The sequence below is a fragment of the Streptomyces sp. NPDC100445 genome (genome assembly GCF_044759735.1).
Taxonomy (GTDB): Bacteria; Actinomycetota; Actinomycetes; order Streptomycetales; family Streptomycetaceae; genus Streptomyces.
This window is the reverse complement of the sequence record NZ_JBIVZV010000002.1, coordinates 101,205-113,079: the sequence shown is the minus strand read 5'-3', so window position 1 is coordinate 113,079 and position 11,875 is coordinate 101,205. Positions and strand designations below refer to the sequence as shown.

At 70.7% G+C, this 11,875-nt stretch carries 9 protein-coding genes; all 9 read right to left on the bottom strand.

Going from position 1 to position 11,875, the window contains the following annotated elements; all coding sequences use genetic code 11:
• Positions 1–48 precede the first annotated feature (48 nt).
• Entirely contained in the window at positions 49–1,245 is a 1,197-nt protein-coding gene (rodA, locus tag ACIQVT_RS05885; RefSeq protein ID WP_403748200.1) for a rod shape-determining protein RodA, read from the bottom strand.
• Complete coding sequence (gene mrdA / locus ACIQVT_RS05880; protein ID WP_403748198.1) at positions 1,242–3,503, bottom strand: penicillin-binding protein 2; 2,262 nt, start codon at positions 3,501–3,503, stop codon at positions 1,242–1,244. The genes rodA and mrdA overlap by 4 nt, the downstream gene beginning before the upstream one ends.
• A 175-nt stretch (positions 3,504–3,678) precedes the next feature.
• Positions 3,679–4,356: a rod shape-determining protein MreD gene (gene mreD, locus ACIQVT_RS05875; protein WP_403748196.1), complete on the bottom strand. Its 678-nt coding sequence runs from the start codon at positions 4,354–4,356 to the stop codon at positions 3,679–3,681.
• A gap of 12 nt (positions 4,357–4,368) precedes the next feature.
• Positions 4,369–5,304, bottom strand: a complete 936-nt coding sequence (mreC, locus tag ACIQVT_RS05870) for a rod shape-determining protein MreC (RefSeq protein ID WP_403748193.1) — start codon at positions 5,302–5,304, stop codon at positions 4,369–4,371.
• A 165-nt stretch (positions 5,305–5,469) separates the two neighbouring features.
• Positions 5,470–6,489, bottom strand: a complete 1,020-nt coding sequence (locus ACIQVT_RS05865; protein WP_358688792.1) for a rod shape-determining protein — start codon at positions 6,487–6,489, stop codon at positions 5,470–5,472.
• 222 nt (positions 6,490–6,711) lie between these two features.
• Positions 6,712–7,125 (bottom strand): nucleoside-diphosphate kinase, encoded by a 414-nt coding sequence (gene ndk, locus ACIQVT_RS05860; protein WP_007382017.1) that lies wholly within the window; start codon positions 7,123–7,125, stop codon positions 6,712–6,714.
• Positions 7,126–7,190: 65 nt separating this feature from the next.
• A complete protein-coding gene (locus ACIQVT_RS05855; RefSeq protein WP_403748191.1) occupies positions 7,191–7,553 on the bottom strand; it encodes a DUF4233 domain-containing protein in 363 nt (120 codons plus the stop codon).
• Positions 7,554–7,560: 7 nt separating this feature from the next.
• Positions 7,561–9,078 carry a bifunctional folylpolyglutamate synthase/dihydrofolate synthase gene (locus ACIQVT_RS05850; RefSeq protein WP_403748187.1) on the bottom strand — a complete coding sequence of 506 codons (1,518 nt, stop codon included), beginning with the start codon at positions 9,076–9,078 and terminating at the stop codon, positions 7,561–7,563.
• A 124-nt stretch (positions 9,079–9,202) separates the two neighbouring features.
• On the bottom strand, positions 9,203–11,827 hold the full coding sequence (locus tag ACIQVT_RS05845; RefSeq protein WP_403748185.1) for a valine--tRNA ligase: 2,625 nt from the start codon (positions 11,825–11,827) through the stop codon (positions 9,203–9,205).
• Positions 11,828–11,875 lie beyond the last annotated feature (48 nt).

Genomic DNA, 11,875 nt, shown 5'->3' with positions numbered 1-11,875 from the left:
CGAATCTAGTGCCCGGGGGCCCCGGCCCGGCAGGGGGCCGGGGCTGCCCTAGGCGGACATCGGCCGTTGCACCTTGATCGACTGCAACAGGCCCAGCGCCACCCACACCGCGAACATCGACGAGCCGCCGTACGACACGAACGGCAGCGGCAGGCCGGTGACCGGCATGATGCCGAGGGTCATCCCGATGTTCTCGAAGGCCTGGAAGGCGAACCAGGCGACGATCCCGGCGGCGACGATCGTGCCGTACAGCTCCGTGGAGTCCCGAGCTATCCGGCAGGCGCGCCACAGGACGACACCGAGCAGGAAGATGATCAGGCCCGCGCCGACGAAGCCCAGCTCCTCCCCCGCGACCGTGAAGACGAAGTCGGTCTGCTGCTCGGGCACGAACTGGCCGGTGGTCTGGGAGCCGTGGAAGAGTCCGGCGCCGGTGAGCCCGCCGGAGCCGATGGCGATGCGGGCCTGGTTGGTGTTGTAGCCGACGCCCGCCGGGTCGAGGTCGGGGTTGGCGAAGGCGGCGAAGCGGTTGATCTGGTACTCGTCCAGGATGTGCAGCTGCCAGATGGCGACGCAGCCGATCGCCCCGGCGATGAGCAGGCCGAAGACCCAGCGGTTGGAGGCGCCGGAGGCGAGCAGTACACCGAGGATGATCGCGACCATGGCGAGCACCGAGCCGAGGTCGGGCATGAGCAGCAGGATCAGGATCGGTACAGCGGCCAGGCACAGGGACTGGAACGCGGTCCGGTGGTCCGGGTAGGGCTTGTCGCCGGCGTCGACCCGGGCGGACAGCAGCATGGCCATGCCCAGGATGATCGCCACTTTGAGGAACTCGGCGGGCTGGAGCGAGAAGCCGCCGATGACGAGCCAGTTGCGCTGGCCGTTGATGGTGGCGCCGAGCGGGGTGAGGACCACCAGGGCGAGGAGCACCGACAGGCCGTAGAGGATCGGCACCGCGTTGCGCAGGGCGCGGTGGCCGAGCCAGACGGTGGCGGTCATCAGGGCGATCCCGATGCCCAGGTTCATCAGGTGGCGGAGCAGGAAGAAGTACGGGTCGCCCTGGTTCAGCTCGGTGCGGTTGCGGGTCGCCGAGTACACCAGCAGGGAGCCCATGAGGGACAGGGCGGTGGCCGCGAACAGGATGGGCCAGTCCAGGCGGCGGACCAGCGAGTCGCGGGCGAGGAACCTGGTCCAGCCGGCCCGCTCGGGGCCGTACCCGGAGACGGAGAAGCTGTTCGTGCCGGTCATGAGCACATCCTCCGGCTTCCCTTGCCGCGGGGCCGCCTGCGGGCCCTGCGGGTGTCGCGGTTGCCCGTGGGGGGCGGGGACGCGGTGCCCGCGGGCTGTTCGTCACCGCCGTTGGTCGGGTTGTTCTTCTGGGCGGCCTCGGCCTCCTTCGCCGGGTCGCCGGTGACCTTGGGGGCGGCGATGGTGCCGTCCGGGCGGACCTTCGGCAGGCCCTTCTGCGGCTCGGACAGCATGGCCCGCTTCTTGTCGATCGTGCCGTCGGCCTGGACGCCGTAGAGGGCGCTGTAGATGTTGCGGACGGCCTCACCGGAGGCTCCGGAACCCGTACCGGCCTGGGCGATCGTCATGATCACCGTGTAGTCCTTGGAGTACGTGGCCAGCCAGGACGTGGTCTGCTTGCCGTAGACCTCGGCCGTACCGGTCTTGCCGTGCAGCGGGATCTTGTCCTGCGGCCAGCCGCCGAACTTCCAGGCGGCCGTACCGCGCGTGATGACGCCGGCGAAGGCGTCGTCCATGCCCTTGAGGGTGGCCTGGCTGACCGGCAGCCTGCCGCGCTTCCTCGGCTTGATCTCCTTGACGGACCTGCCGTCGGCGCTGACGACCGCCTTGCCGATGGTCGGCTGGTACATGGTGCCGCCGTTGGCGACGGCGCCGTAGATCACGGCCTCCTGGATCGGCGTGACGAGGGTGTCGCCCTGGCCGATGGAGTAGTTGATCTCGTCGCCCTCACGCATCTTGTTGCCCTCGAGGCAGTTCTCGTAGGCGATCTTCTCGACGTAGCTGCCGTCCTTCTTGCCGGACTTGCACCAGGCGTCCTTGTTGGCCTTCCAGTAGTTCAGCTTCCACTGGCGGTCCGGGACCCGGCCGGTGACCTCGTTGGGCAGGTCCACGCCGGTCTCGGCGCCGAGGCCGAACTGGTGGGCGGCCTTGAAGAAGTAGTCCTTGGGGCGGCCCTTCGCGGGGTTGATGCCGCCGTCGCGCTTCCACTCCCGGTCGGCGAGTCCGTAGAAGACGGTGTCGCAGGAGACCTCCAGGGCGCGGCCGAGGGAGATCGGCCCGAAGTTCTCGCCCTCGAAGTTCTTGAAGACCTGGCCGCCCACCGAGTAGGAGCTGGTGCAGGGGTAGCGGCCGTCGAACGCGTAACCGGCCTCGACCGCGGCGGCCGTGGAGACCACCTTGAACGTCGAGCCGGGGGCGGCCTGACCCTGTATGGCCCTGTTGAGCAGCGGGTAGTCCGAGCCCTTGCCGGTGAGGGCCTTGTAGTCCTTGCCGGAGATGCCGCCGACCCACACGTTCGGGTCGTAGGTCGGCGCGGAGGCCATGGCGACGATCCGGCCGGTCTTGGCCTCCATCACCACGACGGCGCCGGAGTCGGCCTTGTAGTTCTCGCCGGTGATCTTGTCGTACTGCTGGCGGGCGACCTTCATCGCCTTGTCCAGTTCGTACTCGGCGACCCGCTGGACCCGGGAGTCGATGCTGGTGACCAGGTTCGAACCGGACTCGGCCGCGTCCGACTTGGCCTTGCCGATGACCCGGCCGAGGTTGTCCACCTCGTAGCGGGTGACGCCGGCCTTGCCGCGCAGCACCTTGTCGTACTGGCGCTCCAGGCCGGAGCGGCCGACCATGTCGGAGCGCAGGTAGGGCGAGTCGGTGTGCTGGGCCTGCTGGATCTCGGAGTCGGTGACGGGCGAGAGGTAGCCGAGGACCTGCGCGCTGTTGGACTTGCCCGGCGCCGGGTAGCGGCGGACGGCCTCCGGTTCGGCGGTGATGCCGGGGAAGTCCTCGGAGCGCTCGCGGATCTGGAGGGCCTGCTTGGCGGTGGCCTCGTCGGTGATGGGGATCGGCTGGTAGGGCGAGCCGTTCCAGCAGGGCTGGGGGGTCTTGGCGTCGCACAGCCGGACCTTCTGCATGACCTCGGCGGGCTTGATGCCGAGGACGCCGGCCAGCTTGGTGAGGACGGCCCTGCCGTCGTCCTTCTGCTTGAGCAGGTCGGTGCGGGAGGCGGAGACGACCAGACGGGTCTCGTTGTCCGCGAGGGGCACGCCCCGGGCGTCCAGGATGTCGCCGCGCACGGCGGGGTCGACGACCTGCTGGACGTGGTTGCCGGAGGCCTCCTTCTGGTACGCGGCGCCCTCCCGGATCTGGAGGTACCACAGCCGGCCGCCGAGCGTGCCGAGGAGGGAGAGGACGAGGATCTGGATCACGACGAGCCGGATCTGGACCCGTGGGGTCCGGCCGGTCTCGGGAATGTTGGTCACTGCGGTGTCTCCCCCTCCCCCTGTGCGGACGTGTGCGCGCGAGGCGCCCGGACGCCGGACGCGCGGCCGTGCGACGCGGCCGCGCGGACCGGCCGCGGGCGTACGCACGATGAACGGTCGGCCGGTGCGCCCGCGTTCCGCGCGAGCCGACCCGTTCGGGTGAACTTGCGGGCGGTCACAGGCGCTTGACCCCCTTGATGCGGCCGACCCGGGCGGACCGTGTGCGGGCCTTGGCCTTCAGGGCGCCCACTCCGCCGCGCCGGTCGCCGACGCGCAGGCCGGTGCCGGAGGAGAGCCAGCCCGAGGAGATGTCGCCGGCCGTCGCCGCGGGGCCGGTCTCGGTGAGCGGGTCGTTGTCGGCGCGGCGGGCCAGCCACATCACCCCGGGGACCACGAACGGGGCGAGCAACAGGTCGTACAGGGCGGCCGAGAACAGCAGCCCCGGCAGGCCGACATGGCGGGCGGCGGTGTCCCCCACCAGGGCGCCCACCCCGGCGTACAGCAGGGTGGAGCCGACGGCGGCGGCGACCACGACGGCCATCGGTCCGGTCGCCGACTTCAGCCGGCCGTTCTCCGGCCTGATGAGTCCGGCGGCGTACCCGGTGACGCAGAGCACGAGCGCGTAGCGGCCCGCCGCGTGGTCGGCGGGCGGCGCCAGGTCGGCGAGCAGTCCGGCGCCGAACCCGACGAGGGCGCCGCCGACATGGCCGTACACCATCGCCAGGCCCAGGACGGTGAGCAGCAGCAGGTCGGGGACGGCGCCGGGCAGGTGCAGCCGGGCCAGGACGCTCACCTGGATCACCAGGGCCACCACGACCAGCGCGCTGGAGAGCAGGATCCGGTTGACACGCATGGGATTCAGCTCCTACTGCTGGTCGGTGAGGGGAGCACCGGCGGACGGGGTGACCGTGACGGTCACCGTGGGCGTCGGGTGCGGCTTGGGCCGGGCCGGGAGCACGGTGTCCCGCGGGTCCTTGCGCGGGGCCGACACGACCACACCGACGACGTCGAGCTTGGTGAAGCTCACGTACGGGGTGACGTAGAGGGTGCGGGTGAGGCCGCCGCCGGAGGGGTCGACGCGGGAGACCACGCCGACCGGGACGCCCGGCACGAACGGCTTGTCGGCCTGCGAGCCGAAGGTGACGAGCCGGTCGCCCTTCTTCACCTCCGCCTTGCCGTTGAGCAGTTCCACGCGCAGCGGACGGTCACCCTGCCCGGAGGCGAAGCCGAGTTCGTCGTCGCCCTCCATGCGCGTGCCGACGGTGAAGTCCGGGTCGTTGGCCAGCAGCACGGTGGAGGTGCTGGGCCCGACGGTGGTGACCCGGCCGACCAGGCCGTCGCCGTTGAGGACGGTCATGTCCCGCCTGATGCCGTCGTCGGCGCCGGCGTCGATGGTGATGGTCCAGGAGAAGCCCTGGGCCGAGCCTATGGCGATGACCTGGGCGCCCTTGACGCCGTACTGGCCCTCGCCGGCGGTCTTCAGCAGGCTGTCCAGCTGGCGGAGGCGGCTGCGGTTGCGGTCGTCGCTGCCGAGCTTCGCCTTGAGGGCCGCGTTCTCCTTCTCCAGCAGGGCGAGCCGGTCGTGCCGGCTGCCGGAGTCCCGGATCGCGGAGACGGCGTCGCCGACCGGGTCGACCGCGGAGGACAACCCGTTCTCGACCGGGCCGAACACCGTGGCGGCGCCCTGCCGGGCACCGTCGACCGGGGAGTTCCGGCCCCCCCGGATGTCCACCGTGATCAGCGCGAACGCGATGGCGACCAGCAGGACCAGGAGCAGCCGGCTCTCTTTCGTGTCCCTCACGTGCGGCGGCCGTGCCCTTCCTCAAGTAGGAATGCGGGGGCCCCTGGAGAACGCGTGTGGCGCGGCGTCGGCCCGGGGGGCCCATTCGTCGGAGCTTATGCCTCTATGTCAACGATCCGCCGCACGAGAGGAGAACGTCTCGTACGGCGGACCGAAGGAGTCGCGTCATCTGCGCGGCTGGGCGTCCAGGACCTGCTGGAGCGCCTCGAACTCCTCGACGCACTTGCCGGAGCCGAGCGCCACGCTGTCCAGCGGGTCCTCGGCGATGTGGATCGGCATGCCGGTCTCGCGGCGCAGCCGCTCGTCGAGTCCGCGCAGCAGCGCGCCGCCGCCGGTCAGGACGATGCCCCGGTCCATGATGTCGCCGGACAGCTCCGGCGGGCACTTGTCGAGGGTCGTCTTGACGGCGTCGACGATCGCGTTGACCGGCTCCTCGATCGCCTTGCGGACCTCGGCGGCCGAGATGACGACGGTCTTCGGGAGCCCGGACACCAGGTCCCGGCCGCGGACCTCGGTGTGCTCGTCGGCCTCGAGTTCGTACGCCGAACCGATGGTGATCTTGATCTGTTCCGCCGTCCGCTCACCCAGGAGGAGGCTGTACTCCTTCTTGATGTACTGGATGATGGCGTTGTCCAGTTCGTCGCCGGCGACGCGGATCGACTGGGCGGTGACGATGCCGCCGAGCGAGATGACGGCGACCTCGGTGGTGCCGCCGCCGATGTCCACCACCATGTTGCCGGTGGCCTCGTGGACCGGCAGACCCGAGCCGATGGCGGCGGCCATGGGCTCCTCGATGATGTGCACCTGGCGGGCGCCGGCCTGGGACGACGCCTCGATGACCGCGCGGCGCTCGACGCCCGTGATGCCGGAGGGCACACAGACGACGACCCGCGGCCGGGCCAGGTACCGCCGCTTGTGGATCTTCAGGATGAAGTAGCGGAGCATCCGCTCGGTGATCTCGAAGTCGGCGATGACGCCGTCCTTCAGCGGGCGGACGGCCACGATGTTGCCCGGCGTCCGGCCGATCATCTTCTTCGCTTCGGCACCGACCGCGAGGATCCCGCCCGTATTGGTGTTGATCGCCACGACGGACGGCTCGTTCAGTACGATCCCGCGACCCCTGACGTACACCAGCGTGTTGGCGGTCCCGAGGTCGACAGCCATGTCACGGCCGATGAACGACATTGAGTTCCCCATCCGGATTCATCTGGCCTTCCCGAGCTTTTGAGGGCATGTCAGGAGGGCGAGGCGGGTGCTGTGACGTGAAGGGTTCCATCGTAAACGCGCCTGCGCGAACACTGCGCGAGGGTCTCCGCCATTGTCACCAGATGGCGTGCCGCCCCGCTTGTGGAGACGGGCGTTCGGGGACGCTCGTTCCCTCGATCGCCGGTACCCGGTCCGCGGGTGTTACGCGCGACCCGGGAAGAAGATCTTCACCTCGCGCTCGGCGGACTCCTCGGAGTCGGAGGCGTGGATCAGGTTCTCGCGGACGATCACCCCGAAGTCACCCCGGATGGAGCCGGGCGCGGCGGCGATCGGGTCGGTCGGGCCGGCCAGCTGCCGCACGCCCTCGATGACCCGCTCGCCCTCGACGATCAGGGCGACGACCGGGCCGGAGGCCATGAACTCCACCAGCGGCTCGTAGAACGGCTTGCCCTTGTGCTCACCGTAGTGCTGCTCCAGCGTGTCCTGGTCCAGGGTGCGCAGCTCCAGCGCGGTGATCTGCCAGCCGGCCTTGCGCTCGATTCGGCTGATGATCTCGCCGGTCAGGCCTCGACGGACGGCGTCGGGCTTGAGGAGGACAAGGGTGCGCTGGCTCACGAAGGGCTCCTTACGCGACGGACGGGTGCGGTGGGACGAGGTTACAGGGCGTGTCGGAGCCCCTGTCACGCAGCGTCAGCCCCGGCGGAGACCGACTCGGCCTCCGCCGCGAAACGGGCCTTCGCCTCGTCCACCTTTCTCCCGAAGTGCACCGATGCCCACCACAGGGCGGCGAAGACCGCGCCCATGAAATACATGGTCGGGACGAAGACACCCGAGGCGATCAGGGCGATCTGGAGGGCCCAGCCGAGGGCCACCCCGCCGGGCCGGGTCACCATGCCGCACAGCAGCAGGCACAGCAGCATGGCGATGCCGCTGACCAGCCAGACCGTCGTCATGGACAGGTCCGGGTCCTTCATGGCCACCAGCCCGGCGAAACCGATGATGAAGAACTCGCCGATCAGCGTCGATGCACAGAGCGTACGCACGGGATCCTCAGCCCCTTCCCAGCAGCAGCCGGGCCTCGCCGACCGTGATGACGGAACCGGTGACCAGCACACCGCCGCCGGAGAACTCGCCCTCCTCCTCGGCCAGCGTGATCGCGGCCTCCAGGGCGTCCGGCAGCCGCGGCTCCACCTGGACCCGCTCGTCGCCGAACACCTCGACGGCGATCGCGGCCAGCTCGTCGGCGTCCATGGCCCGGTGGCTGGAGTTCTGCGTGACGACGACCTCGGCGAAGATCGGCTCGAAGGCCTCCAGCAGCCCCCGCACGTTCTTGTCGCCGCTGGCGCCGACCACCCCGATCAGCCGGCTGAAGTCGAACGCCTCGCGCACCGCCTCCGCGGCGGCCTCGGCGCCCGCCGGGTTGTGCGCGGCGTCCAGCACGACCGTCGGGGAGCGCCGTACGACCTCCAGCCGGCCCGGCGAGGACACAGCCGCGAACGCCTTGCGCACGGTGTCGATGTCCAGCGGCTCGGCGCGCTGGGCGCCGACGCCGAAGAACGCCTCGACGGCGGCGAGCGCGACGGACGCGTTGTGCGCCTGGTGGGCGCCGTGCAGCGGGAGGTACACCTCGGGGTACTCGCCGCCCAGGCCGCGCAGCGTGACCAGCTGCCCGCCGACGGCGACCTGCCGGGCGACGATCCCGAACTCCAGTCCCTCGCGGGCGACCGTGGCGTCCACCTCGACGGCCTTCTTCAGCAGGACCTGCGCGGCGTCCACCGGCTGCTGGGCCAGGATGACGGTCGCGCCCTGCTTGACGATGCCGCCCTTCTCCACGGCGATCTCCCCGGGGGTCTCCCCGAGCCGGTCGGTGTGGTCCAGGTCGATCGGGGTGATGACGGCGACATCGCCGTCGATCACGTTCGTCGCGTCCCAGGAGCCGCCCATGCCGACCTCGACCACGGCGACGTCGACGGGCGCGTCGGCGAAGGCGGCGTACGCCATGCCGGTCAGGACCTCGAAGAAGGACAGCCGGTACTCCTGCTGTCCGTCCACCATCTCCACGTACGGCTGGATGTCCCGGTACGTCTCGACGAACCGCTCGGCGGAGACCGGCGCGCCGTCCAGGCTGATCCGCTCGGTGACCGACTGCACGTGCGGGCTGGTGTAACGGCCGGTGCGCAGCTCGAAGGCGCCGAGCAGGGCCTCGATCATGCGGGCGGTGGAGGTCTTGCCGTTGGTGCCGGTGATGTGGATCGAGGGGTACGCCCGCTGCGGCTCCCCCAGCACGTCCATCAGCGCGGCGATCCTGGCGACCGACGGCTCCAGCTTGGTCTCACCCCAGCGGGTGGCCAGCTCCGCCTCGACCTCGCGCAGGGCCTTGTCGACCTCCGGGTCCGCGGGGCGCCCGGGTACGTCGGCCTGCGGGGAGCCGGCGCCCTGGGTGCGCAGGGTGCGGCTGCCGGCCTCGATCACCGCGAGGTCGGGGTCGCGGTCGGTCTCTTCCGCGATCAGCTCCTCGAAGGCGTCGAGGGGATCGGGGGTGTCACTGGTGCCGGGGTGGTCGCTCACGGTGCCAGTCTACGGAGCGGGCGGCGGTTCGCGGCGCCGGTGGGGGGTGGCCCGCCCGTGAGCCGGGGCACGCGAAGGCTCCCGGGCCTCGCGGCCGCGGGAGCCTTCGACGCGCTACCGGTGGCTACGCCTGCGGGAGGCGGTCCAGCTGGGCCCGGAGGCGGGCGATGTCCTCGTCCGCCTTGGCCAGGCGGGCGCGGATCTTGCCGACCACGTTGTCCGGGGCCTTGGCGAGGAACGCCTCGTTGCCGAGCTTGGCCTCGGCCTGCGCCTTCTCCTTCTCGGCCGCGGCGAGGTCCTTCGCGAGGCGCTTGCGCTCCGCGGCGACGTCGATCGTGCCGGACAGGTCGAGGGCGACCTCGGCGCCGGCGACCGGGAGGGTCGCCGTGGCCGTGAAGGCGTCGCCCTCCGGCTGGAGGCGGAGGAGCTGGCGGATGGCGGCCTCGTGCGGGGCGAGGGCCGTACCGTCCAGCGTCAGCCGGGCCGGGACCCGCTGGCCGGGCTGGAGACCCTGGTCGGCGCGGAAGCGGCGGACCTCGGTGATGACGGACTGGAGCGTCTCGATCTCCCGCTCGGCGGCCTCGTCCCGGAAGCCCGAGTCCACGGGCCACTCGGCGATCACGACCGACTCGCCGCCGGTGAGGGTCGTCCACAGGGTCTCCGTGACGAACGGGACGACCGGGTGGAGCAGGCGGAGCGTGACGTCCAGGACCTCGCCCAGGACGCGCTTGCCGGCCTCGGCCGGCTCGCCGCCCGCCTGGAAGACGGTCTTGGACAGCTCGACGTACCAGTCGAAGACCTCGTCCCAGGCGAAGTGGTAGAGGGCGTCGGAGACCTTCGCGAACTGGAAGTCCTCGTAGAACGCGTCGACGGCGGCGACGGTCTCGTTCAGGCGGGACAGGATCCACCGGTCGGTGGCGGACAACCGCCCGGCGTCCGGCAGCGGGCCTTCGACCGTGGCGCCGTTCATCAGCGCGAAGCGGGTGGCGTTCCAGATCTTGTTGGCGAAGTTCCGCGACGCCTGGACCCAGTCCTCGCCGATCGGGACGTCGGTGCCGGGGTTGGCGCCGCGGGCGAGGGTGAAGCGGACGGCGTCGGAGCCGTACTTGTCCATCCAGTCCAGCGGGTCCACGACGTTGCCGAAGGACTTGGACATCTTCTTGCCGCGCTCGTCACGGACCAGGCCGGTCAGGGCGATCGTCTTGAACGGGACCTCGCCGTCCATGGCGTAGAGGCCGAACATCATCATCCTGGCGACCCAGAAGAAGATGATGTCGTGGCCGGTGAGCAGGACGTCCGTCGGGTAGAACTTCCGCAGGTCGTCGGTCCGCTCCGGCCAGCCGAGCGTGGAGAACGGCCACAGGCCGGAGGAGAACCAGGTGTCCAGGACGTCGGTGTCCTGGTGCCAGCCCTCGCCGGTGGGGGGCTCCTCGTCCGGGCCGACGCAGACGACCTCGCCGTCCGGGCCGTACCAGACCGGGATCCGGTGGCCCCACCACAGTTGGCGCGAGATGCACCAGTCGTGCATGTTGTCGACCCAGTCGAAGTACCGCTTCGACATGTCCTCGGGGTGGATGCTCACCCGGCCGTCGCGGACCGCGTCACCGGCGGCCTTGGCCAGCGGGGCGACCTTGACCCACCACTGCATGGACAGGCGCGGCTCGACCGTGGTGCCGCAGCGCGAGCAGTGGCCGACGCTGTGGACGTACGGCCGCTTCTCGGCGACGATCCGGCCCTGCGAGCGCAGCGCGGCCACGATCGCCGAGCGGGCCTCGAAGCGGTCCAGTCCCTGGAAGGGGCCGTGCGCGGTGATGACCGCCCGCTCGTCCATGACCGTGATCGACTCCAGGCCGTGGCGCTGGCCGATCGCGAAGTCGTTGGGGTCGTGGGCCGGGGTCACCTTGACCGCGCCGGTGCCGAACTCCGGGTCGACGTGGGTGTCGGCGACGACCGGGATGGAACGGTCGGTCAGCGGCAGCTTGATGCGCCGGCCGACCAGGTGCCGGTACCGCTCGTCGTCGGGGTGGACGGCGACGGCGGTGTCACCGAGCATCGTCTCGGCGCGGGTGGTGGCGACGACGAGCGTCTCCTCGCCCTCGCCGTAGGTGATGGAGACCAGCTCGCCGTCGTCCTCCTGGTACTCCACCTCGATGTCCGAGATGGCCGTCAGGCAGCGCGGGCACCAGTTGATGATGCGCTCGGCGCGGTAGATCAGCTCGTCGTCGTGGAGCCGCTTGAAGATGGTCTGGACGGCCTTCGACAGACCCTCGTCCATGGTGAAGCGCTCACGCGACCAGTCGACGCCGTCGCCGAGGCGGCGCATCTGCCCGAGGATCCTGCCGCCGTACTCCTCCTTCCACCGCCAGACCCGCTCGACGAACTCCTCACGGCCCAGGTCGTGGCGGGACTTGCCCTCCTCGGCGAGCTGCTGCTCGACCTTGTTCTGGGTGGCGATGCCGGCGTGGTCCATGCCGGGCAGCCACAGGGCCTCGTAGCCCTGCATGCGCCGGCGGCGGGTGAGCGCGTCCATCAGCGTGTGCTGGAAGGCGTGGCCCAGGTGGAGCGATCCAGTGACGTTCGGCGGCGGGATGACGATGGTGTACGGCGGCTTCTCGCTCTTGGCGTCGGCCTCGAAGTAGCCCCGCTCCACCCAGCGCTCGTACAGCGGCCCCTCTACATCGGCCGGCGCGTACTGGGTCGGCAGTTCGGAGTCGGGCGCGGGTGGCTGCTGCTGAGCGTTCTCGGTCACGGGGCTCAGTTTAGGGGTGTCACGGGGCGGTCCCGAAACGCGTTTCTT

What these genes read in the sequence shown, in the direction of transcription:
- mreD (WP_403748196.1), bottom strand. Translation starts at nt 4,356, where the DNA reads ATGCGTGTCAACCGGATCCTGCTCTCCAGCGCGCTGGTCGTGGTGGCC.
- ACIQVT_RS05865 (WP_358688792.1), bottom strand. Translation starts at nt 6,489, where the DNA reads ATGTCGTTCATCGGCCGTGACATGGCTGTCGACCTCGGGACCGCCAAC.
- rodA (WP_403748200.1), bottom strand. Translation starts at nt 1,245, where the DNA reads ATGACCGGCACGAACAGCTTCTCCGTCTCCGGGTACGGCCCCGAGCGG.